23 protein-coding genes are annotated in these 25,647 nt (G+C 32.7%); 9 read left to right on the top strand and 14 right to left on the bottom strand.

The annotated features are described in order from the left end of the window. Window positions 1-7 precede the first annotated feature (7 nt). Genes mnmG through SIB45_RS02510 form a run of 4 tightly spaced genes read right to left on the bottom strand, consistent with a single transcriptional unit; the run spans window position 8 to window position 4,859 of the window. Window positions 8-1,990 (bottom strand): tRNA uridine-5-carboxymethylaminomethyl(34) synthesis enzyme MnmG, encoded by a 1,983-nt coding sequence (gene mnmG, locus SIB45_RS02525; protein ID WP_011863770.1) that lies wholly within the window; start codon window positions 1,988-1,990, stop codon window positions 8-10. Between the two features lie 12 nt (window positions 1,991-2,002). Continuing rightward, on the bottom strand, window positions 2,003-3,385 hold the full coding sequence (dnaB, locus tag SIB45_RS02520) for a replicative DNA helicase (protein WP_011863769.1): 1,383 nt from the start codon (window positions 3,383-3,385) through the stop codon (window positions 2,003-2,005). A 59-nt stretch (window positions 3,386-3,444) separates the two neighbouring features. Further along, window positions 3,445-3,900, bottom strand: coding sequence for a 50S ribosomal protein L9 (gene rplI / locus SIB45_RS02515; RefSeq protein ID WP_011863768.1), 456 nt, complete (start codon window positions 3,898-3,900; stop codon window positions 3,445-3,447). Between the two features lie 20 nt (window positions 3,901-3,920). Beyond that, window positions 3,921-4,859, bottom strand: a complete 939-nt coding sequence (locus SIB45_RS02510) for an acyl-CoA desaturase (protein WP_011863767.1) — start codon at window positions 4,857-4,859, stop codon at window positions 3,921-3,923. Between the two features lie 75 nt (window positions 4,860-4,934). Between SIB45_RS02510 and SIB45_RS02505 the strand changes: the two genes are divergently transcribed. The 5 genes from SIB45_RS02505 to SIB45_RS02485 all read left to right on the top strand — a co-directional run bounded on the left by SIB45_RS02505 (window position 4,935) and on the right by SIB45_RS02485 (window position 10,669). Next, window positions 4,935-5,633 (top strand): hypothetical protein, encoded by a 699-nt coding sequence (locus tag SIB45_RS02505; RefSeq protein ID WP_011863766.1) that lies wholly within the window; start codon window positions 4,935-4,937, stop codon window positions 5,631-5,633. Between the two features lie 18 nt (window positions 5,634-5,651). Beyond that, entirely contained in the window at window positions 5,652-6,944 is a 1,293-nt protein-coding gene (locus SIB45_RS02500; protein ID WP_011863765.1) for an aminotransferase class I/II-fold pyridoxal phosphate-dependent enzyme, read from the top strand. Window positions 6,945-6,946: 2 nt separating this feature from the next. After that, complete coding sequence (gene gcvH, locus SIB45_RS02495; protein WP_011863764.1) at window positions 6,947-7,336, top strand: glycine cleavage system protein GcvH; 390 nt, start codon at window positions 6,947-6,949, stop codon at window positions 7,334-7,336. Between the two features lie 45 nt (window positions 7,337-7,381). Then, window positions 7,382-10,291, top strand: a complete 2,910-nt coding sequence (gene gcvP / locus SIB45_RS02490; protein ID WP_011863763.1) for an aminomethyl-transferring glycine dehydrogenase — start codon at window positions 7,382-7,384, stop codon at window positions 10,289-10,291. Window positions 10,292-10,420: 129 nt separating this feature from the next. Continuing rightward, a complete protein-coding gene (locus SIB45_RS02485) occupies window positions 10,421-10,669 on the top strand; it encodes a hypothetical protein (protein ID WP_011863762.1) in 249 nt (82 codons plus the stop codon). A 15-nt stretch (window positions 10,670-10,684) separates the two neighbouring features. Here the strand turns inward: SIB45_RS02485 and SIB45_RS02480 are convergent, their stop codons facing one another. The 6 genes from SIB45_RS02480 to rpmI all read right to left on the bottom strand — a co-directional run bounded on the left by SIB45_RS02480 (window position 10,685) and on the right by rpmI (window position 15,176). Further along, the gene (locus tag SIB45_RS02480; RefSeq protein WP_025980084.1) at window positions 10,685-11,818 is read right to left on the bottom strand and encodes a glycosyltransferase family 4 protein; all 1,134 of its coding nucleotides are present in this window, start codon (window positions 11,816-11,818) and stop codon (window positions 10,685-10,687) included. 27 nt (window positions 11,819-11,845) lie between these two features. Then, entirely contained in the window at window positions 11,846-13,039 is a 1,194-nt protein-coding gene (locus SIB45_RS02475) for an NAD-dependent epimerase/dehydratase family protein (RefSeq protein ID WP_011863760.1), read from the bottom strand. A 170-nt stretch (window positions 13,040-13,209) separates the two neighbouring features. After that, window positions 13,210-14,004 (bottom strand): thiazole synthase, encoded by a 795-nt coding sequence (locus tag SIB45_RS02470; RefSeq protein ID WP_011863759.1) that lies wholly within the window; start codon window positions 14,002-14,004, stop codon window positions 13,210-13,212. A 2-nt stretch (window positions 14,005-14,006) separates the two neighbouring features. Beyond that, window positions 14,007-14,564: a tetratricopeptide repeat protein gene (locus SIB45_RS02465; protein WP_011863758.1), complete on the bottom strand. Its 558-nt coding sequence runs from the start codon at window positions 14,562-14,564 to the stop codon at window positions 14,007-14,009. 38 nt (window positions 14,565-14,602) lie between these two features. Next, window positions 14,603-14,950, bottom strand: coding sequence for a 50S ribosomal protein L20 (gene rplT / locus SIB45_RS02460; RefSeq protein ID WP_011863757.1), 348 nt, complete (start codon window positions 14,948-14,950; stop codon window positions 14,603-14,605). Between the two features lie 28 nt (window positions 14,951-14,978). After that, window positions 14,979-15,176: a 50S ribosomal protein L35 gene (gene rpmI / locus SIB45_RS02455; RefSeq protein WP_002806185.1), complete on the bottom strand. Its 198-nt coding sequence runs from the start codon at window positions 15,174-15,176 to the stop codon at window positions 14,979-14,981. 91 nt (window positions 15,177-15,267) lie between these two features. Between rpmI and SIB45_RS02450 the strand changes: the two genes are divergently transcribed. Next, window positions 15,268-16,806, top strand: a complete 1,539-nt coding sequence (locus SIB45_RS02450; RefSeq protein ID WP_011863756.1) for a SpoIID/LytB domain-containing protein — start codon at window positions 15,268-15,270, stop codon at window positions 16,804-16,806. A 27-nt stretch (window positions 16,807-16,833) separates the two neighbouring features. Beyond that, window positions 16,834-18,135: a glycosyltransferase family 2 protein gene (locus SIB45_RS02445; RefSeq protein ID WP_011863755.1), complete on the top strand. Its 1,302-nt coding sequence runs from the start codon at window positions 16,834-16,836 to the stop codon at window positions 18,133-18,135. Window position 18,136: 1 nt separating this feature from the next. On the opposite strand, the gene SIB45_RS02440 is transcribed toward SIB45_RS02445, so the two are convergent. The 4 genes from SIB45_RS02440 to tig form a co-directional block, all read right to left on the bottom strand. Beyond that, complete coding sequence (locus SIB45_RS02440) at window positions 18,137-19,897, bottom strand: DNA polymerase III subunit gamma/tau (RefSeq protein WP_011863754.1); 1,761 nt, start codon at window positions 19,895-19,897, stop codon at window positions 18,137-18,139. A gap of 57 nt (window positions 19,898-19,954) precedes the next feature. Next, complete coding sequence (clpX, locus tag SIB45_RS02435) at window positions 19,955-21,322, bottom strand: ATP-dependent protease ATP-binding subunit ClpX (RefSeq protein WP_011863753.1); 1,368 nt, start codon at window positions 21,320-21,322, stop codon at window positions 19,955-19,957. A gap of 105 nt (window positions 21,323-21,427) precedes the next feature. Further along, entirely contained in the window at window positions 21,428-22,072 is a 645-nt protein-coding gene (gene clpP, locus SIB45_RS02430) for an ATP-dependent Clp endopeptidase proteolytic subunit ClpP (protein WP_011819266.1), read from the bottom strand. A gap of 65 nt (window positions 22,073-22,137) precedes the next feature. Beyond that, window positions 22,138-23,571, bottom strand: coding sequence for a trigger factor (gene tig / locus SIB45_RS02425; RefSeq protein WP_011863752.1), 1,434 nt, complete (start codon window positions 23,569-23,571; stop codon window positions 22,138-22,140). A gap of 124 nt (window positions 23,572-23,695) precedes the next feature. On the opposite strand from tig, the gene SIB45_RS02420 reads away from it, so the two are divergent. Continuing rightward, complete coding sequence (locus tag SIB45_RS02420) at window positions 23,696-24,727, top strand: aspartate-semialdehyde dehydrogenase (protein WP_011863751.1); 1,032 nt, start codon at window positions 23,696-23,698, stop codon at window positions 24,725-24,727. Beyond that, complete coding sequence (dapA, locus tag SIB45_RS02415; RefSeq protein ID WP_011863750.1) at window positions 24,724-25,626, top strand: 4-hydroxy-tetrahydrodipicolinate synthase; 903 nt, start codon at window positions 24,724-24,726, stop codon at window positions 25,624-25,626. Before SIB45_RS02420 ends, dapA begins: the two co-directional genes overlap by 4 nt. The last annotated feature ends 21 nt before the right edge of the window (window positions 25,627-25,647 follow it).

Here is a 25,647-nt window from a genome sequence, read left to right as displayed (position 1 = left end):
TCAGTGCTCAGACGGAATGCTTTTTAGATGATAACTTTTTTTCGATAAAAATATTTGCCTTTTCTTTTTTTATTTCTCTTATTTTTAGCCAAACAAGTAATGCAGTTAAATCAGCTTTGCTTACTCCAGGAATTTTTGAGGCATCACCAAAATTTTTTGGCTTTATTTTATTCAAATTTTCTCTAGCTTCTAAAGATAATGTTTCTATCTTTTCATAATTTATTTCTTGAGGCAGAGATTTACAGCTTTGACGATTTATTTGTTCAATGTTGTTTTTTTGCCTTTTTAGATAACCCTCGTATTTAATATCTATTTCAACACCTTCCTGTATTGAAGAACCTAGATTTTTTTCAGTCAAATTATATTTAATTAGATCTGAATAATGAAAATCTGGTCTTTTTAAGAGTTCCTTCAAAGTTATTGAGCCTTTGATCTTTGATCCCGTTTCTAATTCTATTTTTTTTGATATTTCCTCGGTATTTTTTAAACGAGTTTTATTTAATCTAAATTTCTCTTCCTCGAGAAGTTTCATTTTTTCTTGATAAGCCGACCATCTTTTCTCATTAATTAGCCCTATTTGATAGCCTAATTGTGTTAATCTCCTATCCGCATTATCTCCTCTAAGAGTTAACCTATATTCACTCCTACTAGTTAAAACTCTGTATGGTTCTTTGAGATCTTTGGTAATTAAATCATTGATCATTGTTCCTATATAACTGCTTTCTCTTGTGAAGATTATTGGATCTTTTTTGCTTAGTTTTCTTGTCGCATTGACTCCTGCAACTAATCCTTGTGCTGCTGCTTCTTCATAACCAGTAGTCCCATTAATTTGTCCCGCGCTAAATAAATATTCAATTTCTTTCGTTTCGAGTGATGTTTGGAGCTGTGTTGCAGGTATATAGTCATACTCCACAGCATATGCTGGTCGCAACATTTTACATTCATTCAATCCTGGTAAGGTTCTTAAAAGTTCTAATTGAATATTTTCGGGTAAACCTGTAGAAAATCCTTGTACATATATTTCAGGTGTATTAATTCCTTCTGGTTCTAAGAAAATTTGATGTGATTCTTTATCAGCAAATTTAACGATTTTATCTTCAATTGATGGACAATATCTTGGCCCCTTACTATCAATAAAACCGCCGTAAATAGGAGTTAAATGTAAATTGTCTCGAATTAGTTGATGTGTTTTGGTAGTTGTTCTTGTTATGTGACAACTAACTTGAGGCATATTATTTTTTATATCTGGGTCAAACGAAAAATATTTATCTGCTGCAGTGCTTGGTTGAATATCTAAGTCATCAAAAATGATACTTCTTTTATCAACTCTTGCTGGAGTTCCTGTTTTTAAACGTTCTGTTTTAATACCAATTTCGTGCAAATTTTCAGTAAGACCTTTTGCTGCTTGTTCGCCCGATCTACCAGCTGACATTGATTTATTTCCTATCCATATTCTTCCTTCTAAGAACGTACCAGCTGTGATGATAACTGATCTTGCTGAATAATAACTACCAAAGAAAGTCCTTACACCCTTTATTCTTTTTTTTACGGTTCTTTTTGAGTTCAATCCAATTTCTTCAGTTTTTGCAATATCCAGTTCAGTAATCATTGCCTCTTTTAAAGATAAATTATCTGTATTTTGTAGTATTTCAATCATCTTTTTTGAGTATTCTCTTTTATCTGTTTGAGCTCTTAATGCCCATACAGCTGGGCCTCTACTTGCATTTAATATTCTTTTTTGTATAGCTGTCTCATCAGCTAATTTACCAATAATTCCACCTAATGCATCAACTTCATGTACCAACTGGCTTTTTGCCGGTCCGCCAACTGCAGGGTTGCAAGGTTGCCAGGCAATCCTATCTAAATTAATTGTAAATAAGGCTGTAGAAAATCCCAATTTTGCTGTTGTTATGGCTGCTTCGCATCCTGCATGTCCACCACCAATAACGATGACATCAAAAGATTCATTTGTTGAGTGATGATCTTGCATTTTAGGATCGATTTAATTAGCTAAATTCCTAAATCTAGTAAATTGAGGTTCAAATAATAATTTAACAGTTCCTACGGGTCCATTTCTATGTTTAGTGACAATGATTTCTGTAATTCCTCTATCTTCAGTCTCTGGATTATAGTATTCATCTCTATAAATCATTAATACTAAATCTGCGTCTTGTTCAATAGATCCTGATTCTCTTAGATCGCTTAACATTGGTCTTTTATTTGTTCTAGACTCTACCCCTCTACTAAGCTGAGATAAAGCTACTACTGGTACTTTTAATTCTCTGGCCATGCTTTTAAGACCTCTTGTTATTCGTGAAAGTTCTTGCACTCTATTATCAGGGGTTGATCCCTCCATCAACTGGAGGTAATCAATCACAATTAATCCAAGTTCTTTTTTTTGTTCAGCTATTAATCTTCTGCACAGAGATCTCATCTCTAAAACACTTAAGTTAGGCTTGTCATCTATAAATATTGGTAATTGACCTAATGAATTGATACCTTCTCCGAGTAATGGCCATTCATCTTGCTGTAATCTTCCTGTTCTTAGCCTGCCACTCTCGATTCCAACTTCCATAGAGAGCAATCTATATGTCAATTGTTCTTTACTCATTTCAAGGCTAAATACACACACAGGTAAATCTTGCGATTGTGCAACATTTTTAGCCAGATTAAGAACTATTGAAGTTTTCCCCATTGAAGGTCTTCCAGCAACAATTATTAAATCACTTCTTTGAAAACCTTGAGTCATCGCATCAAGGTCGTAGAAATTTACTGGAATACCAGCTACTGAAGTACCTAATGATCTTGACTCTATTTCATTGAAAGTACTTGTAAGGATTTCAGCTGCTTGAGTCAGACCTTTTGAAGGTTTTTCTTGACTGATTTCAAATATTTTTTGCTCTGCTTTATCTAAAACTTCATTAGTATCTTGAGTTTGATCAAAACCTAGTTGAACCACTTCATTTCCAGATCTGATAAGTTGCCTTCTCAGGAATTTGTCGTTAATTAAATTAGCAACTTGTTCTATGGAAGCTGTAGAGGAAACATTTTCAACTAGTTCTACCAGTTTGCTGTTTCCTCCAATTTTTTCTAGTGATCCATTATCTGCTAACCAAGCACTCATTGATGTTAAATCAGTTGGTTTACCCTGGGTATGCAACATTAATGCTGTTCTATAAATCTCTTGATGGGCATTTATATAAAAAGCTTCAGGTTTAATTAAGTCTGCAATTCTTCCGATCGCGTCTGGATCAAGAAGTATGCCACCAAGAACAGCTTCCTCTGCTTGAACGTTTTGAGGAGGAACTAATCCAGCATTTTCACTATTAAAATCCTTTTTAAAATTTTTATTTTGCCCATTATTTGGAAAAGGTACGGAAACCATATCTTTGAATTGCTTAGATATATACTCTGGCTACTTTTCAAAATAATGCAACAAATTGATTAACTTGTTACTTCAATATTTACTTCTGCATTTACTTCTGGATGCAATTTTATTTTTGCAGTAAAGGAACCTAAATTATGAATATCAGGAACAGTAATGTTTCTTCTATCAATTTCTTTTTTAGTTGCCGCTTCTATTGCTTCGGCAACATCCCCATTGGTAACCGTTCCAAAAAGGACTCCATCTTCTCCAACCTGTTTTTTGATAGTGAACCTACCTATTGTAGATAATGCAGTTTGGAAATCTAAAGCCTCTTGCTTTAATTTGTCAGCAGCGATTTTTTCTTTTTCTTTCTTCCTTTCAATTTGTTTAAGGACTGCTGGTGTTACATTCATTGCCTTGCCATAAGGTAATAGAAAATTTCTTGCGTATCCAGGTGCTACTTCAACTAGGTCTCCCTCTTTACCTAGTGATGCGATTGATTCAGTTAATGCGACTTGTACTCTTTTAGCCATGAAAATATTGAACAATATAGTTAATAATAAGACCTAGAGGGTAACTTTACTTTTTTTGCAAGACCAAATTTCGCAAGAATCTTAATATGTTCCCATGTTATATCTATCTGACCTCTAAATAATCCTTGTTTTGCCGAATTGGGAAATGCATGATGATTATTATGCCAACCTTCTCCAAAAGTTAATGCAGCAACCCATGCATTGTTTTTAGATGAATCACCACTTTCAAATGGTGCTTTACCCCAACAATGTGTCGCCGAGTTGACTAACCAAGTTACGTGATAAACAACCACAAGCCTCAATGGAATTCCCCAAAGGACTAGAGCCCATCCTCCAACTCCTAATTTTTGACCTATTGCGTACAAAGAAAGTCCAATAGGAATTTGTAAGAATAAAAAATATTTATTTAAAAATCTATAGTATGGATCCTTGATTAAATCTGCACTTAGTTTTGGAACAGCTTTTAGTGCTTCTACGTCTTTAAACATCCAGCCCATATGACTCCACCAAAACCCCTTTTTACTATTGTGATGATCTACTTCAGTATCTGAAAAAGAGTGGTGATGCCTATGTAAACCTACCCAATCTATTGGTCCATGCTGGCAACTTATGGCTCCACAGGTAGCAAAAAATCTTTCTAACCATCTTGGTACAACAAACGATCTGTGTGATAACAATCTGTGATATCCAAGGGTGACTCCTAAACAAGCAGTTACCCAATAAAAAAATAATAATGAAGTGACTGCAGGGAGACTCCAAAATTTTGGTTGTATAGCTATAAGAGAAAGAATATGAATTGTAACCATAAAAACTATTGTTCCCCACGTTTTATGTAGTCTTGGAGGATATCTTTTTGAATGACTGGAAGGTTCCAGTAATTTTTCTGAGAGTTCTATAACTTTTTCAGCTGGAACAGGTTTTTTTAATTTTGCTGTTTCTTGGAAAATTACTGAATTCATGATATTGAAATACTATTTTCAAAATTACCGATATGTAATATTATCATACTATACTATTGATAAGTTTAATTATCTGTGAGTCTCGGATATCGCGATAAATTATCTAGAGGTCGAAGGGCTATGGCTCATTTGATACACCTCTGGCATGAAAGAAATGGATGGTCTCACAGAGTATTGCCATTACTTTCTGAAGTTCTTGATTTAGGTAAAGTTCATAATTCGCAAATTTCTAATCTTAGGAATGGTAAGTTATCTTCGCCAGGTCCTGAAGTTTTTCTTGCTTTGGCTCAAGTTAATACGATTCTTGATCAAGGTATAGAAAAAATCAGGGATCGTTTTGAATGTGATTACCCAGAGTTATGGAAATCTTTGGAAGAGTCTGCAGTACCCTTAAAAAATGATTCTGGTAATCCATTATCGGCCGGTGAGTTATTCGAGATATTTTCAGGATTAAAACCTCTACCTTCATCTTTTGATTGGTACATAGAAGATGAAGAAGCCTCTGCTTTAAGTGATGCTCTTTCAGTGCATTTTTGTCAGAATAAGGCTTGGAGATCATGTAAAATGCAGGTAATGGAAGCCTATGCTGTCAATAAATCTGCCCGTAGAGAGCGTTTTGCTGAGGTAATTGCAGGAATTAGAGATTATACGGCAGAAGAATTAGATGGAGAACTTCTTGATTTATATGAGGCTTCAAAAAAACTTTCTTATTTTCAGGGCAGGGGACCTAATGCTTTCCTCGTAGAATTAAGAAATTTAGCTTCTGAAAAATAACATTAAATTTCATAATAAATGACTCTTGACAATAACTTAAAACTGGCTGAAAACGCTGTTCTTTCTGTCGAAGAGAGTTTAAGTAAAGTTTTCCAAGAAAGGTCCAATCAGGTTTTCCAGAAATTAGAAAATATTTTGACAATTTTTAAGGAAGAAAAAGTTTCTACTAGTCATTTCAATCAATCTTCTGGTAGTGGTCATGATGATATATCTAGAGAAAAAATTGATGCGGTTTTTGCAAGATTGTTTCTTGCTGAAAAGGCTGCTGTGAGGATGCAATTTGTAAGTGGAACCCATGCAATAAGTTCTGTCTTATTTGGAATTCTTCGACCTGGAGATGTAATGTTATCTCTTACAGGACAACCATATGACACGTTAGAAGAAGTCATAGGAATAAGGGGAGTAGGAAAAGGGTCACTTAAAGATTTTGACATTGAATATAAGCAAGTAAATATCTGCGAGAATTTTGATTCTTTTGAAGAAAAAATTGTTCATTTTTTTAAAGAAAATTCATGCAAATTAGTATTCATACAAAAAAGTTGTGGATATAGTTGGAGAAAGTCTCTCACGAATCATCAGATAGAGAAAATTTGTAGTCTTATTCATTCTCTTGATCCTAACTGTATATGTTTTGTTGATAACTGTTATGGGGAGCTTGTTGAAGATAGTGAACCAATTTCTAAAGGGGCAAATATAATTGCTGGATCATTGATTAAAAATTTGGGAGGAACAATAGTTCCTACTGGCGGGTACGTTGCAGGAGATGCAGAGTTGGTTGAGATGGCATGTTCTAGATTAACCTCACCAGGCATTGGTTCTTCTGCAGGAATAAATTTTGGACTAGGAAGATTAATTTTGCAGGGTTTGTTTTTAGCACCACAAATTGTTCACGAATCACTTAAAGGTGCTGATATGGTCGCAGCAGTCTTTAAAAATTTGGGATTTAAGGTTTTACCAGAGCCAGCAACTTATAGATCTGATCTTATTCAGTCAGTAAGATTGAATAATCCATATTTGGTACAAAAAGTTTGTCAATCTTTTCAAAATTCTTCACCAGTAGATTCTTTTCTGAATGTTGTTCCATCATCAATGGATGGATATGATTCAAAATTATTAATGGCAGGAGGTACCTTTATTGAAGGTAGTACAAGTGAATTTTCTGCTGATGCCCCTCTAAGAGATCCTTACAATATTTTTGTTCAAGGTGGTTCTAACATAGCTCACATCAAAATTGCATTAATTCGATTATTATCTGAATTACTACAGGAAAAATTAATTTCAAAGGATTCTCTACTTCCTTTATCTACTTAATCATGTCTTACAAATTTCCAGACAACCTCAACTATGCTGATACTCATGAATATGTCTTGGAAGAAAATGGATTATTAAAAATTGGAGTTAGTGAATTCGCTATAGATCAATTAGGAGATATTGTTTTTGTTGAATTAGCTGATGAAGGTGCGACTTTAGAGAAAGGCGAGACTTTTGGAACAATAGAATCAGTTAAGGCCGTTGAGGAAGTCTATCTACCTTTTTCTGGGGAAATAGTATCTGTAAATGAAAGTGTTATTGAGAACCCTGAGCTTTTGCAGAGTGATCCGATTGGAGACGGTTGGTTAGTCATTTTGAAACCAGAATCAAAAGCATCAATTGCTGATTTGATGACTTCTGAGGAATACCAATCAAAGGTTGTACCAAAATAAGACAAACTTTTTAAAAGGAGCTATTTTAAAGAAAAACATTTTAATATGACATCCAAATTTGGGTCTGATTTGTTTATAGATAGGCATCTTGGGTTAGGAGATAATGATGAAAGAATTATGTTGAACAAGCTTGGTTTTAATAATATTGATCAATTTATAAATCAAGTTATTCCCGAAGATATTCAGATTAAAGACAAATCTTCAGAAATATTGCCCCAAGGTTGTTCAGAAATTGAAGCTTTAAATGAATTAGAAGAGATTGCGAATAAAAATACCAAAATTAGATCACTTATAGGCCTTGGTTATTATGACAATCACATGCCTAAAGTAATCCAAAGACATGTTCTTGAAAATCCAAGGTGGTACACGTCTTATACTCCATATCAAGCAGAAATTGCACAAGGAAGATTAGAAGCTCTATTTAATTTTCAGACTATTGTTTGTGAACTAACAGGATTCCCTGTCGCCAATGCATCTTTGTTGGATGAGGGTACTGCTGCTGCAGAAGCTATGGCCATGAGTTTTTCCGCAAGAAAAAATAAATCTTCAAAAGTGTACTTAGTGGAATCAAATGTTTTTGATCATACTTTTAATGTTCTACAAACCAGAGCAAAACCTTTGGGAATATCCTTAAAACGCTTTACTCAAAGCAAACTTCCTAATCATGATGATGTTTTTGGAATGTTGTTGCAATTACCTGGTAAAAATGGGGAATTATATGATCCCACATTCTTAATATCCCAAGCACATAGATCAGAAATTATCGTTACGGCATGTATTGATCCACTAGCACAAGTTTTGATTAAACCAATTTCTGAATTTGGTGTTGATGTAGCAGTGGGGAGTATGCAAAGATTTGGTGTTCCAATGGGTTTTGGTGGCCCCCATGCAGCATATTTTGCTTGTAGCGAAAAATATAAAAGGCTGATACCCGGAAGAATTGTTGGGCAAACTCTATCTAAAAATGGAGAAAAGTCTCTAAGACTAGCATTGCAAACAAGAGAGCAACATATTAGAAGGGAAAAGGCCACTAGTAATATTTGCACTGCTCAATCTTTGTTAGCCATAATTTCTTCTTTTTATGCTATTTATCATGGACCCTCTGGATTAACTAAAATAGCTAAGAGATTAGTTGAGTTGAGAATAAATTTAGAATCAAGTTTAGCTGCTTTGGGTTTTGATATTCCTGATGGGATTAGATTTGATAGTGTTGATGTTTATTCTGAGCACTCCCATAGGATCCATAATGAAGCTTTAAAAAATGGCTATAACTTAAGAATTTTGCCGTTAGGATCAACTATTGAAAATTCAACTGGCTTTGGGATCTCTTTAGATGAGCTTAGTAATGAAAAAGAAATAAAAGATATTTTGACTTTCATAGCAAACATTATAGAAAAAGAAGAAGATTTAGAGCATATAAAATTTGATAAAGATTTTCATCTTGAAAGTTTAGCTTTGAGATCCAGTGCATGGATGCAGCAAGATATATTTACAAATTACCAAAGTGAAACTGAATTAATGAGATATATATTTCGACTTGCAGAAAAAGATTTTTCTTTGGTAGATGGGATGATGCCATTGGGAAGCTGTACCATGAAGTTAAATTCTGCAGCAGAGTTAAATCCAGTCTCTTGGGCTAATTTATCTTCCATGCATCCTTTTTCCCCACCAGATCAAACTAAAGGCTATTCAAAAATTATATCTGACTTAGAAAAATGGATAAGTGAGATTGTTGGTTTAAAATCAGTTTCTTTTCAACCAAATGCAGGCTCTCAAGGAGAGTTTGCAGGTTTATTGGCAATTAATTCTTATTTTGAATCAAAAGGTGAACTGTTAAGAAAAAAATGTTTAATTCCAAAAAGTGCTCATGGAACAAATCCTGCTAGTGCAGTTATGGCAGGTTTTGAAGTGTTAACTGTTGAATGTGATGACGAAGGAAATATTGATTATCAAGATTTGTCACTCAAGGTCAAGAAATTTGACAACCAAATAGGGGCTCTTATGTTGACTTATCCCTCTACTCATGGAGTTTTTGAATTACAAATCAGAAAGATATGTGATTTGATTCATTCTGTGGGAGGATTTGTTTATTTAGATGGAGCAAATTTGAATGCTCAGGTTGGATTATGCAAACCTGGAAATTATGGCGTTGATGTTTGTCATTTGAATTTACATAAAACATTCTGCATTCCACATGGAGGTGGTGGTCCAGGAGTAGGTCCAGTTGCTGCATCAGAAACTTTAAGCCCATACCTTCCTACTCATTTTTTAATGGATAATAATTTATCTAATAGTTTTAATTTCGTATCTTCTGCCAAGCATGGGAGTGCAAGTATTCTTCCAATAAGTTGGATGTATATAAAAATGGCAGGTCTTAGTGGGTTAAGGAAAGCAACTTCGCACGCAATTCTATCTGCAAATTATATTGCGCATTCCTTAAAACATAAATTCAAGATTCTCTATAAAGGAAAAAATAATTTTGTCGCACATGAATGTATTTTAGATTTTAGAGATTTAAAATCCAAAACTGGATTGAGTGTCAATGATTTAGCTAAACGATTAATTGATTATAGTTTTCATGCCCCAACTATTAGTTGGCCTGTTCCAGAAACCATAATGATAGAGCCTACTGAAAGTGAAAGTTTGGCAGAATTAGATAGATTTTGTGAGGCTATGCTATTGATTGGAGAAGAAATCAGTGAAATAGAAAATAATCATGAATTAAAAAATAATAATGTAATAAGTAATGCTCCCCATACTCTGAAAGAGTTAATTGCTGATAATTGGCAATATCCTTATTCAAAAGAAAAGGCTTCTTTCCCTTATAAAACTCCAACAAATACTAAGTTTTGGTCTTCAGTTTCTAGAATCAATAATGCATATGGCGATCGAAATTTAATTTGTTCTTGTAATGTAAATCAAAATGAGACTTTAGAAGAAAAAAAATGTGCTTAAAGGACTAGCGTCCCTGTATTTACTTAGTTATTATCAATGTGAATAAAAATTTAATATTTTCTTATAGAATTTTTTTAAATTTTTTTATTAGGATATTTGAGCATCAAATTTTTTGGGGTATTTGAAGCTATGACCAAAGATTTTAAATCTGGTAATGTTAAGCAACTGCCAGTTAAAAACGTCAACTTACCAAATTTTGTAAATAATTTTTCTGGAGATAACTCAAATATTCGTTCCATTGAGGGAACTAATGTTATCAGAGTACCTTTTGGTAAAAAATTCTCAAAGAAAAAAAGGCCTGAAAAGAATCAAAATATAGCTACTCTAATACTTCCTCTAAGTTCATATAGTAATCCTACTCCCCCGCACGTAGCATAATAATTTAGATCAAATTTAATCTATTTCTTTGAGCGTATCTGAATAATAATTTTGCAGTTGTAAGGTTGCTTGATTCCAATCCCATTTTTCTGCTTCGTTTCGTGCCTCTTTTCTCATAATTTCTCTTTTATCTTCATTCTCAAGGATTTTTTTTGTTGCTTCAATCAAACTTTGTACCCCATTATCTTTTTCATCTGGATCATATAAACAACCATTAATCCCATCGCTAATTATATCTGGAATCCCCCCCTTGTTGGCTCCGATAACTGGACATCCTGCGGCCATTGCTTCGAGTAAAACTAAACCAAGAGTTTCTGTACTAGAGGGAAATAAAAATATATCTCCAGAGGCATAGGCGCTAGCAAGTTCATCACCAGATAAATATCCTATGAAATTAGTCTTGGTATTTTCGAAGATTTTTTCAAGTTGGTTTCTATACGGTCCGTCACCTACAAGTGCTAGACAAGCATTAGGGATACTTTCTAAGACTGGTTTAATTCTCTCAATTTGTTTTTCTGCTGATAATCTTCCTACATAAATCAACAAATAATTAGCATCTTTATATTTTCCAAATAATTTATCTCTCATTTTCTCACTTCTTAAATCTGGTCTGAAACTGTAAGTATCTACTCCTCTTTGCCAAAGAGCAGTCCTTTGAATACCTTTATCTTTTAATTCATTGACCATAGCGGTGGAAGTACACAAATTTAACAAGGCTTGATTATGAGCTGCTTTAAGTAATTCCCACAAAAGTGGCTCTAGCATACCCATACCGTAATGTTCCAGATATTTCGGAAGATGAGTATGGTAGCTAGCAATTAAAGGAATATTATTAGTTTTCGCCAACCATATGCCACCTAAGCCAAGTACAGCTGGATTAACAACATGTATCAAATCTGGGTTAAATTTTTCTAACTTATCTGAGACTGCAGGACCTGGTAAACCAAGCTTCAACTCTGGGTATAAGGGTAATGGCATTGCAGCAACTCCCACTACAGTTGCTCCCATGTATGATTCTGGACACCCCTCTGGACAAAATATTATAACTTCATCACCATTTTTTATTAAAAATTCAATTGTTTTAGTCAGTCTTGTGACTATGCCGTCAACTTTAGGTAAAAAAGTTTCAGTAAACAATGCAATTTTCACTTTCTTAAGGTAACTATTTCAAAAATTTTAATTAGTCTTTATAGCCTCAGCTTGTTTTTTTGTCCAGGATGAAACACAAGGTATGCGATTAAGATCACATCTATTGGAGTATTTTTTAGCAACTTCAACAACTTCTTCTAATAGGCCATTATCAAGAGTAGTTGGGTTTAAACCTAATTCTATAAAGCATTTATTATCAACAATTAGATCATTTTCTACTGCTTCATTCCTTGGATTTGGTAAATAATTGATATCAGCTCCAGTTAGAGAAGCAACTTTTTTAGCTAGTTCTCCAACTTGATGACTCTCAGTCATTTGATTAAAGATTTTGACTCTTTCTCCAGATTTTGGAGGATTTTCAAGAGCAAGTTGTACGCATTTTACAGAGTCTTTTATATGTATAAATGCTCTTGTTTGCCCTCCTGTCCCATGAACACTTAATGGATATCCAATTGCAGCTTGCATTAGAAATCTGTTTAAAACAGTTCCATAATCTCCGTCATAGTCAAATCGGTTTGTCAATCTAGGATCTTTTAAAGTTGCTTCTGTATTTGTTCCCCAAACAATGCCTTGATGTAGATCAGTGATCCTTACAAGATCATTTTTGTTGTAGTAAAGAAATAATAATTGATCTAGAGTTTTAGTCATATGGTAGACACTACCTGGGCTTGCAGGGTGTAATATTTCTTCTTCAAAGCGGCTTCCATCAGGTTGTGGAACTTCAACTTTTAGATAACCTTCTGGAATTGTTGCACCTCTATGTGATCCATATCCGTAGACTCCCATTGTTCCTAAATGAACAACATGAATATCTAAATTACTCTCTACTATCGCAGCAAGTAGGTTGTGGGTGCCATTAACATTATTATCTACTGTATATCTTTTGGTAAAACTCGATTTCATCGAGTATGGTGCTGCTCTTTGTTCTGCAAAATGGATCACGGAATCTGGTTTTTCATCAATGAGCAAATTGAGTAATTTTTGATATTGCTTAGAGATATCCATGTTAAGAAATCTCATAGGCTTACCTCCAGTTTCTTCCCATGCAGAAAGTCGTTCTGTTATAGAAGAAATTGGAGTTAAAGATTCTACCTCTAGATCAATATCAATTTTTCTACGACTTAAATTGTCGACAATAATTACATCATGATTTTGCTCTGCTAAATTCACCGCACAAGGCCAACCGCAAAAACCATCTCCACCTAGAACAATAACTTTCACTCAGAACTCCAGAATTAAAAGATTCATAATATATTTATTAAATTACTACAGCGTGCTTCCACTTTGCGAAAAAACATTGTAAATAGTTTCAAATCTTCTTTCTTAATAGGATAAATAAAAGCAAATATTAAATTTTTACTTTCTTTTTAAACTTTTCTCAATTTAGAGAATTAGATAGATATATTTTTTTCCGGCGAACTTGCTACTGCAAAGTCTTGTTTTTTAATTCTTCCTGCCAGAAAAGCTTGCCTACCAGCTTTCACACTATAATTTATTGCTTGAGCCATTAGAGGGGGATTTGCAGCTTGTGCTATTGCACTATTGATTAAGACACCATCAGCTCCAATTTCCATAGCTTGAGAAGCTTCACTAGGTACCCCAATTCCTGCGTCAATTATGACTGGCACTTTTGCATTCTCAATAATAATCCTTATATTTGATAAATTTAACAAACCTTGCCCTGAGCCTATAGGAGAGCCCAATGGCATTACAGTTGCACAACCTATTTCTTCTAGTCTTTTTGCAAGAATAGGATCTGCATTGATATAAGGTAGTACAGCGAAACCCTTTTTTATTAGAATTTCGGCTGCTTTAAGAGTTTCTATTGGATCTGGTAGCAAATACTTTTTGTCAGGAATAACTTCTAACTTCACAAAATTATTTTCCTCTTGACCAGATAATTTTGCAAGTTCTCTACCTAAAATTGCTATTCTGACTGCCTCATCGGAATTAACACAACCAGCTGTATTAGGAAGCATCCAGTATTTTTCCCAGTTGATCTTTTCGAGTAAATTTTCTCCTGACTGCTCATTTTTAATTCTTCTAACAGCAACGGTTATAATTTCTGTTTCAGAATTTGACAGACTTTCTACCATATCTTGAGAAGATTTATATTTGCCAGTACCTACCATTAATCTACTGGAAAATTTTTTTCCTCCAATTATTAAAGACGAATAATTTTTCATATTTAAAATCCCTTATCTTTAATACCTTTGTAAGGTTTGTAATTATTTCTTTTTTCTAACTCCTTACTTTTTTTAATTGCTGTTTTGTTTTTTGGATCTATGACTAAAACCTTTTGATAAGTGGCATATGCCAAGTCGTATTCCAGTAAACGCTGTTGTGCTGATGCGAGGTTATTAAGGGCTATAGGATATTCCGGGAGTGATTTTATTGCAGAGTTATAGTGTTTAATTGCTTTTTTAAATTCATTTTGAGCAGCATAAGAAAATCCCAAAGCATTATTTATTATGGCCTTGGCTTCATCAGGTTCATTTTCATAATTTTCAACTGCTTTTAAAAAAGTTTTAGTTGCTTCAGCATATAATCTTTTTTTTATCTGAATAGACCCAAATTCATATAATTCTGTAGCTTTGTTGAGAGAATCTAAACCTTTCTGCTCGAATTTTACTAAATTTAATTCTTCACTTCTTGTTTTTAAAAATTGTCTGAATACAAAAATAGAAATTATTATTAATACAACAAAAAGTATTATCAAATAGGATTGAAAGGAAGAAATTTCCATTATTTATAATTACTTTTATAAATTATATTCTTTTTTTTCTAATTACTAACGGAAGAAACAATTTTTTCAAAACATTTGGGATCATTTAAAGCTAATTGAGCAAGCATTTTTCTGTTAATAATAATTTCTGCATTTTTCATTCCATTTATTAACTTGCTATAGTTTGTTCCATTTATCCTGGCAGATGCGTTAATTCTAGAAATCCAAAGTCTTCTAAAATCTCTTTTTCTTCTTCTTCTATCCCTATAAGCATTGCAAAGAGCTTTCATAACTCTTTGGTTTGCTGTTCTGAAAAGATTTTTGTTGCCTCCTATAAAACCTTTTGCAAGATTTAAGATTTTGTTTCTTCTTTTTCTGGCTATGTTGCCTCTTTTTACGCGTGCCATGAATATTTAATAAAAATTGGTTAAAGATTTATGCGTATGGAATCATTAATTTTACATTATCAGCATCTCTTTCATCAACTACTGCTTTTGTTGATAGATGTCTTTTTAATTTTGAGCTTTTATGATCAAGTAAATGATTATGGAAAGCTCTCCTTCTCATGAATTTACCCGTTGCAGTAGCTTTAAATCGTTTGGCAGCTGATTTACGGGTTTTTAGTTTAGACATTTAAGTCAGATGTGTTTAATTAGAATAATCTAAACCTTTATACGTATTGGTGCAAATTAAATTTTTTAATTGATAAGGAAAGTTCTAATTTATGAAACTTAAATTTGCCTTTTTAAACTTATTTTTAGGCTGTATTTCTCTGTTAACAATAAACACTAAATTTACTGCAAATGTAAAAGGAGAAGAATTGCTAAAGGTTGAACTAAATGATGAAATTAAAAAAGGAAAATTTTTAATTGGTTTAAAGCAATATTTAGGCGGGGAGAATGACAGTTTTTCAAAAAAAAAGAATATTAATTTTGTCACAGATAAAGGTTTTTTAAACCTGATATCATCCAACGGTATTAAATATAAATCAAAACAGATTAATATTAGCTGGGTGGATATACCCATCAAAAATCCAAAAACAATCGAAAGAATTGTTTTTGGTCCTTTTGCTAGTTATGAATCAGCAAAAAAACAAGCAGAAAAACTTAAAAATAAGGGGTTTGAGACGAGTGTTGCTTACCCTAAAAATTGGGAAGTATGGATTCCCTTTAAAGGGGATCTGCCAGATTTTGAATTAAAAAATAAGATTTCCAGAAAAATAAAAAATTATCAAATTACTCCTGTCCTTAGAAATGAATATAGTGTTATGAAACTTGAAGGACCTATATATATTTATGCTCAAGAGGAAATACAGATCAATGGTGTCAATTTTGGTAAACATTTTTATTTAATAAAAGATTCATATGGAACTTGGACATTAGTTCAAAAAATTGAATTTGACGAATATTTGGCAGGTGTTTTGCCCTATGAAATTGGACCGAATTCTCCTTTAGAAGCACTCAAGGCTCAAGCAGTTATTGCAAGAACTTGGGGCATATTTAATTCCGATAGATTTAATATGGATAATTATCATTTATGTATAAGCACTCAATGTCAAGTTTATAAGCCTTCTAAAATTTCAAATAAAAACATACAAAAAGCTATAGAAGCAACTTCAAATTTAATTCTCACTTATGGAAATAAACCAATAAATGCTTTTTACCATGGTTCTAATGGTGGAGTATCTGCTACTGCAGGCGAGTCTTGGCAAATTCAAGATTATTCTTATTTCAATTCAATCATTGATGGTTCTAAATCATTAAATAAATTTTTTAAACTTCCAATTACAAATGAATCTGATTTAAATAATTTTTTAGATTTTGATAAAGAACAGTTTTATGGGAGTAATCATTCTCTTTTTCGATGGAAGAAGAAAATTTCTAGTCTTGAAATTAAAGAAAAGTTAATTCAAAACAATCTTATAAATGTTAATGATGATGTTATGGATTTAAATTCTATTGAACGTGGGTCTAGTGGCAGAGTGATAAAATTGGAAATACAAACGGACAAAGTTAACAAATCTATTGTTCTAGTTAAAGATGATATTCGACGGGTATTAAATTTTATACCTAGTAATTTGTTTACTATTAATAAATTAAGTGATGATTTATGGCTTTTGAAAGGAGGAGGCTTCGGTCATGGTGTAGGTTTATCTCAGTCAGGAGCAATTGAAATGGCTAAATTAGGATTCTCTTATGAACAAATATTGAATCATTACTATCGAGATGTAAAACTGAAAAAAATTGAGATATTGTCTCAATGAAAGTTCAGTAATTAAAAATTTATTTTTATGAGTCAGGGTTTTTATAAAAATAGAAGATTGAAGTCGTTTATATTTCTTAGCGCTTGTTTTTTTGTAGCTCTTATTCCTCACGCTTTCAATATCAAAAATTTCTTTGAAGTTATATTGATTCTCTCTTTTGTGATTGTTTTTTACGGTTCAATAGTGATTTCTAAAAATTTCAAAAGGAACAACGTCTCAAATACTGTTGGCAGAAGAATTAGTAATAAAGAGTTACCTTCGCTTGATATTCTTGTCGCTGCTAGAGATGAAGAGAATGTCATAGCAAGATTAGTTGAAAGATTATTTAGTTTAGATTATCCAATCAATAAATTAAATATTTACATAATCGATGATGGTAGTTCTGATAAAACGCCTTTAATTTTAGATAGATTATCTAGACAATATGAAAAGCTAAAAGTCGTAAGTCGTTCTCCAAACGCAGGAGGAGGAAAGTCAGGAGCTTTAAATTATGCACTAAAGTTTTCTCATGGTGAATGGTTATTAGTTTTGGATGCTGATGCTGAATTAAAACAAGATTCTTTGATGAGGTTATTTAGTTTTGTAGAAGATGGTGAATGGTCTGCAGTTCAACTACGAAAATCAGTAACAAATGTAAGTAAGAATTTTTTAACTTCTTGTCAGTCAATGGAGATGGCTATGGACGCAATCTTTCAATATGGCAGATTATCAGTTGCTGGAGTTTCTGAATTAAGGGGAAATGGCCAATTAATTAAGAAAGATACATTATTGGCATGTGGTTCTTTCAATGAAGATACAGTTACAGATGATCTTGATTTGAGTTTAAGATTATTATTATCAAAATCTAGAATTGGAATCTTATGGGATCCTCCAGTAATGGAGGAAGCAGTTGAGAATTTAAATGCTTTAATAGCGCAAAGGCAAAGATGGGCAGAGGGGGGTTTGCAGAGATTTTTTGATTATGGAGATCAATTGTTTACCAACAAAATTGATTCTTTGCAAAAATTTGATTTAACTTACTTCTTCGTTTTGCAATATGCACTACCCATCATTTCTATTTTTGATTTGGTTTTCAGTATTGCTTTATTAGATTCACCAATTTACTGGCCTATTTCAATTACAGCTTTTATGTTATCTGGCATTGCTTTTTGGTATGGTTCTTCTTGCAAAAGTGAAGTACCTGTTTTGCAAAAAAGCAATTTTTTGATGGTATTTTTATCGGTTTTTTATTTATCACATTGGTTTTTAGTAATCCCTTGGGTAACAATAAAGATGTCTATTTTTCCTAAAAAGATACTCTGGCGCAAAACTCTTCATACTGGAGTTTAATTTATTCATCAAGGTCTATAATTTCTCCATTGAAAAAATTTGCTAAGTTTTTTGAACTATCATCATAAGTTTCCTCGTTAGATATTTTTGTTGATGCATTAGTTTGTGTTTCTATTTTTTTTATTGGTCGAAATTTATTTACTTCATTTTGTGTTATTTCTGAAGTCTTTGTTGGTTTATTTTTATTTAATTGTTTGGTTGAAAAATTAAGTATTATTTGATCTCCAAATATCTTCCTGACAGAATTTTCAATTATAACTTTTCTGCTTTTTATCATACTTTCCCAGTTTGGAGATAATGCAATTGTAATTTTCTCGGAATCAATACTTTCAAGTTCTGCTTGTTGTGAAAGTAACATTCTTGTTGATGGTAACTCAACTTTAGAAAGAATTAATTCCCATTTATCATTTAAATTATTTGATTCTGGATTATTTTGGTTATTGTCAGAAATATTTTCAATACTTTCTTTTTCAAGAACTTCAAATTTTTCAAATTTTTCGTCTTTTTTTTCAATTAATTCATCGCGAGTTATATTTTTCTTGATACTTGGTTTTTGAATTTCATTAGAAATATTTTCTTTATTAACAATTGGAATGTTTTCTCTACTTTCATGATTCTCCTTAGTCTTATTATTTTTACTTTGCTTATTCTCAGAACTATTTATCTCTTGATTACCTAGAAGGCCAGTTAAATGTATTTCAAACCAAAGCCTTGGATTATCACTTGATTTGATTTGATATTCAATATTTCTCAGATTATTATGCCAATTAATTATTGTTGATTTATTTATTGTTTTTGAGATTTTATTCAATTCATCTTGAAATTCATCAGACGTATAATAAAGATCTGAGTATTTATTATTTGTAGTATGTAATAGTAGATCTCTTGTTATATTCAATAATCCGATAATTATTTGAAGAGGTTCGTTGCCAGCATCATATAATTTGTTGCATGTGATAATTAATGACTCTGGATTATTCTCAACCAATGATTTAATCAGATTTGTTAATTCATTTTCTGATACTTCCCCTAGGAGGTTTTGGATATTATTAATTGTTATCCCTTCTGGTAAAAGATTCAATTGTTCAAGGAGGCTTTGTGCATCTCTCATACCTCCATTAGATCTTTTTGCAATCATTTTTAAGGCCTGAACTTCGTATTTAATGGATTCTTTTTCGGCGATTTCTGATAAATGTTGAAAAATATCACTAGGGCTTATTCTTCTAAAATCAAACTTTTGACATCTACTTTTTATTGTACTTAATACTCTCTCAGGATTTGTCGTCGCCAGGATAAATACAACTCTTGAGGGCGGTTCTTCAATAGTTTTTAGTAAAGCATTTGAAGCTGCTGTTGAAAGCATATGACATTCATCAATAACATATACTTTCCATCTCGCTTGAGTAGGTGCAAATCTCGCTCTTTCTATAATTTCTCTTATATTTTCTACTCCTGTATTTGATGCTGCATCAATCTCGATAATATCTAGAGCGCTCCCATCTGTAATTTGTCTGCATAAGTCACATTTACAACAAGGAGTTATCGTAGGTTGGTCGAATGCCTGGCAATTTAGTGATTTTGCAAATATTCTTGCACTAGATGTTTTTCCAGTGCCTCTTGGACCATTAAAAAGATATGCAGGAGCAATTTTTTTTGTTAATAGTGCTTGCTTGAGTGTAATGGATATAAATTTTTGCCCAACCAGTTCGTCTAAGTTGTTTGGTCTATATTTTTGATGAAAAGGCTTATGTATATTTGGCATTTATTTTTCATTCATTAGAAAAATTCGGGATTAAATTAAAAAAATTAAACTCTAATTTTATGCAGACTCTTTAATGACTCTTTTTGATCCTGAAGGTAGTTTAACAATTTTAGATGAGAACAAATTATCTACCATTTTTTTCGTAATTGTGAATTCTTTTACATTTTCTTCAGAAGGCAAAGTGTACATTATGTCTAGCATTAGCTCTTCAATTATTGACCTTAATGCTCTTGCACCTGTTTTTCTTTTATATGCCTCATTTGCTATTGCTTCAACAGAATCAGGCTCAAACGATAATTCAACATTATCCATACTTAGCAAAGTTTTGAATTGCTTTACTAATGCATCTCTTGGTTGAGTCAAAATAGATTCTAAAGTTTCCTTTGTAAGACGATCTAATACAGCACAAACCGGAATTCTTCCAATAAATTCTGGAATTAGGCCATATTTCACTAAGTCATCTAATTCTAGATTTTTCAGGGCATCTCTTGGATCTACTATTTTTTTTGTATCAACTTTGTTTTGATCTGAATTGGTGGTAAATCCTATAGAGTGTTTACCCATTCGCTTTTGAACGATATCCTCTAAACCTATAAAAGCTCCCCCACAAATAAATAATATTTGACTCGTATCAATTTGGATGCAGTCATGATAAGGATGTTTTCTTCCTCCTTGTGGTGGCACATTAGCAATTGTTCCTTCAAGCATTTTTAATAATGCTTGCTGTACTCCTTCACCAGAGACATCTCTAGTAATTGAAGGATTTTCGCTTTTTCTCGCAATTTTATCTATTTCATCAATATAAATTATTCCTTTTTGAGCTAGTTCTACATTCATTTCTGATTTTTGTAGAAGTCTTAAAAGTATATTTTCAACATCCTCCCCAACATATCCAGCTTCTGTCAAAGTCGTTGCATCAGCTACTGCAAAAGGAACATCCAGAAACTCTGCTAAAGTTTGCGCCAATAATGTTTTCCCACTTCCAGTAGGGCCGATGAGTAAAATATTTGATTTTTGTAATTTAGTTGCTTGTGAATCTTTTGAATTGCTATTTTTATTTTCTTCTTTAAATTTCCAAGCTAATCGCTTGTAGTGATTGTATACGGCTACAGATAATATTTTTTTTGCAGATTCTTGTCCAACAACTTGATTATCTAGAAAACTTTTAATTTCTAATGGCTTAGGAATAGAGGTTAATTCTAAAGGAACAGATTTTTTTGGATTATCAGTTGGTAATTTCTTTTTTACTTGCGGAGAGTTATTAGTGTTCGCTTGATTATCAAGTAGTTCTTCATCGAGAATTTCATTACAAAGATCTATGCACTCATCACAGATATAAACCCCAGGACCAGCAATAAGCTTTCTTACTTGGTCTTGTGATTTCCCGCAAAATGAACATTTAAGATGGGCGTCGAATTTAGCCATCGATTATAAGTTTTTAAAGTGTAAGGTGTTTAATATTCCCTATTCACTAGGATTGCTTATAAATATCAATTCGTCATCATATTCTTAAAAAATCAGTATTCCTTGTCACTTTTTGATAACTTTATCAATTAATCCATATTCGACTGCTTCTGAGGGAGATAAAAAGTAATCTCTTTCTGTATCTTCATTAATTTTTTCTAAAGGTTGACCGGTATGTTCGGCTAAAAGCGAATTTAATGTTTTCTTTAGAAAAAGTATCTCTTTAGCTTGTATTTCTATCTCTACTGCTTGACCTTGTGCACCTCCAAGAGGCTGATGAATCATAATTCTAGAATTAGGTAAAGCCAATCTTTTCCCCTTTGCTCCTCCAGAAAGTAGAAATGCCCCCATACTTGCAGCTACTCCAAAGCATATTGTCACTACATCTGGAGATATTTGTTGCATAGTATCGTAAATGGCCATTCCTGCGGTTACTGAGCCTCCAGGAGAATTGATATATATTTGTATGTCTTTTTCAGGATCTTCAGCTTCAAGAAATAATAATTGTGCAACAAGTGAGTCAGAAACTTGATCATTTATTCCAGTACCTAAAAAAATTATTCTCTCCCTCAATAATCTTGAATATATATCAAAAGCTCTTTCTCCTCTACCTGATTGTTCTATAACAGTAGGAACAGCAGCAATAGTTTTATTATTACTTTCGTAAGAACTTATTGAGCTTTGGATTAAATGTTTTTTTTCTGAGTTCACAAATTAGTTTTCGCCTTATAGATAATTTAAGGGGTTTTTGTTTAATTAGTAGGAAATTTCATAAATTATTTTTTTTCTTTTTTATTTTGAGTTTTTGTAGTTTTTGTAGTTTTTGTAGTTTTTGTCGCAGTTTTTGTAGCTTTTGTTGTTTTAGAGGTTTTGGTTGCTTTAGAAGTTTTTGTAGTTTTTTCATTTACTTCAGAATTTTCTTCAAGCCAAATTATTAACTTTTCTTTGAGTAAATCGTTACTTATAACTTCTGTTAATTTTTTAATATCTATTTGTTTTGAGGATTGAGAGATTACATCATCATATTCTTTCATTTTTAAATCAATTTCACTTTTATCAATTGTTATGTTTTCTTTTTCTGCTAATGCTTTAAGAGCTAAATTTCTTTGAACATTTTTTTCAGCCTGAGGTCTTGTAGACTCTGCTAATGACTTTACTAATTCAGGAGTGAAAGTAGATTTAACATCAAGACCTTGTTGAGCAAATCTTTGCGCTGTTTGTTCAATATTATTTCTCACTTCTAGATCAATCATAGATTTTGGAATTTCAGTAACCAATTCGTTTGTTAAGGCATCTAGTAAAGCTTCAATTTTGATATCTTTTTGAGTTTTTTCAAAATTATCTTTAAGTTGTTTTTCAATATCTTTCTTTAACTCTTTTAATGATTCCTTATTTCCAGATTGTTTTGCAAAATCGTCATTAAGCTCAGGTAATTCTTTTTCCTTAAGATCCTTAAGATTTACTTCAAAGATTGCTTCTTTGCCTCTTGAATCTTCATGAGAATAATCTTCAGGGAATTTAAGGTTAAGTGTTTTAGTATCACCAATTTTCATCTTTACGATTCCCTCAACGAAGCCTGGAATCATTTTGTTCTTTTCTAACTCAAGATCCATTGATTCACTAGTACCACCATCAATCTCTTTACCAGAATCTTTATATTTACCTTTGAAACTAACTACAGCAATATCCCCTAATTTTGCTGCTCTGTTGGTAACTGGAATAATGTTTGCAAACTGATTTCTAGATTTTTCTAGAGCTTCATCTATTGACTTTGGATCAAATTTAGTTTTTGAGATTTCAACACTGAGTCCTTTTGATTTTTTTAGTTTTAATTCGGGTGCAACATCAGTTTGAAGAGTAACTTTAAGTGATTTTTCAGGACTAAACTTTGCAAGTAAAGATTCAAATCCATCTACCAACTCTGGCTCACTAAGTGGCTCTATGGATTTGATTTTTAATGCTTCTTGCCAGGATTTATCAATGATTTTTTCTAGAGCAGAAGCATGTAATTGTGTGATACCAATTCTTTGGATTAAGACTTGTTTAGGAATCTTACCAAGTCTAAACCCTGGAATTTTAGCCGAACGACTAATGGTACTGATTGTTTCATTTACACACGTTTTGCATGTCTCAGATGGTATTTCTAATTCGAATGAAATTCTACTTTGAGGCAGAGGTGTTGTTTTGACTATTAGTGCATCTTTAGCCATGTTTTTCTAAGTTATTACTATGAGCAGAGTCTTAATTATTTCACATTATGTGATTTCCTTGAAAGTTAATTTTTTGATAAAGTAAAAAAAATAGTCAATCTATTTATAAAAATCATTTTAAAGTGTGAGACAATCTCCGTATTTGCCTAATAGGCCATTAAAAGTTGCTGTTTTAGGTTCTTCAGGTGCTGTGGGATCTGAATTGCTAAAAATTCTTGAACAACGTGATTTCCCAATATCAGAATTGGTATTGCTTTCATCAGAGCGGTCAGAAGGAAAAAAAATTATTTGGAAAGATGAAGAATTAGTTACAAAAAAAACAACTAAGGAAGAATTTAAGAATCTTGATTTGGTTTTGGCTTCAGCTGGTGGAAGTATTTCAAAAAAATGGTTGTCTACCATTATTGATCAAAATGCTTTACTGATAGATAATTCAAGTGCTTTCAGACTAGATAAGAACGTTCCTCTTATAGTTCCTGAAGTTAATGGTAGTGAAGTACTTAATCATGATGGGGTAATAGCGAATCCAAACTGCACTACCATTTTGTTGACATTAGTTTTAGCTCCATTAAACAAACTTTCGACTATTCAAAGAGTTATTGTCTCAACATATCAATCTGTTAGTGGTGCAGGCCAACTGGCGATGGAGGAACTAAAACTTTTAACTGAACAATATCTTCAAGGAAATCCTCAAAAAAGTGAAGTTTTGCCATACTCCCTTGCTTTTAATTTGTTTTTACATAATTCCCCTATGCTTTCAAATAATTACTGCGAAGAAGAGATGAAAATGGTTAATGAGACCAGGAAAATATTAAATATTGCTGATTTAAAGCTCTCTGCTACATGTGTTCGAGTCCCAGTACTGAGAGCACATTCTGAATCGATAAATATTGAATTTGCCGATGAAGTTGAGCCTAAAGATGCTCTTGAAGAATTAAAAAAATCACCTGGAATTGAAGTTATTGAGGATTACAAAAATAATAGATTTCCAATGCCAAATGACGTTATGGGAAGGGATAATGTTGCTGTTGGCAGGCTAAGAACTGATATAAGTCAGTCTCATGGATTAGAATTATGGTTATGTGGAGATCAAATAAGAAAAGGAGCAGCTCTGAATGCTGTTCAAATAGCTGAGTTATTAATTCCAAAAAAATGATTACAGACAAAACTGAGTGTAATAATCCACTATTTGGAAGAATATTGACTGCAATGGTTACTCCATTCACTGAGAATGGAGATGTTGATTATGAACTAGCCATAAAACTTTCAAATTATCTTTTCGAGAACGGTTCCGATGGAATTGTGTTATGCGGTACTACTGGAGAATCTCCGACTCTTTCATGGGCTGAACAGCATGAGTTATTTATTGCGGTAAAAGGATCTTTGGATGCAAGCTGTAAAGTAATAGTTGGCACTGGTAGCAATTGTACAAGCGAAGCTGTGGAAGCTACAAAAAAAGCTTATGACTCTGGTGCCGACGGTGCTTTGGTTGTTGTTCCTTATTACAATAAGCCGCCTCAAGAAGGTCTTTATAAACATTTTAGTTCTATTGCTAAATCTGCAAAGGATTTGCCTCTTATGCTCTACAACATTCCTGGTAGAACAGGATGCAATTTATTACCTGATACTGTGAAGAAACTTATGGATTTCTCAAATATTCTCAGTATTAAAGCTGCAAGCGGTAGAATAGAAGAAGTAACAGAACTAAGAGCTATTTGTGGCTCTGAACTCTCTGTATATAGTGGCGACGATTCATTGTTGCTTCCAATGTTATCTGTAGGTGCTGTAGGAGTAGTAAGTGTTGCAAGTCATTTAGTTGGATTGCAATTGAAAGAGATGATTTATTCTTTTCAAAGTGGAAAGGTTTCCAATGCTCTTGCTATTCATGAAAAACTTCAGCCTCTTTTCAAAGCACTCTTTATGACTACTAATCCAATCCCAATTAAGGCTGCTTTGGAGCTATCTGGATGGGATGTAGGTAATCCTAGAAGTCCTTTGTCACCATTAACCAATGACATGAAAAAGCAACTATCTTTTATCCTGAAATCCCTATAATAGGGATTATATTTAACTTGA

This window comes from Prochlorococcus sp. MIT 1304, from assembly GCF_047305015.1.
Taxonomy (GTDB): domain Bacteria; phylum Cyanobacteriota; class Cyanobacteriia; order PCC-6307; family Cyanobiaceae; genus Prochlorococcus_A; species Prochlorococcus_A marinus_E.
This window is presented reverse-complemented; position numbering and strand designations above follow the sequence as displayed.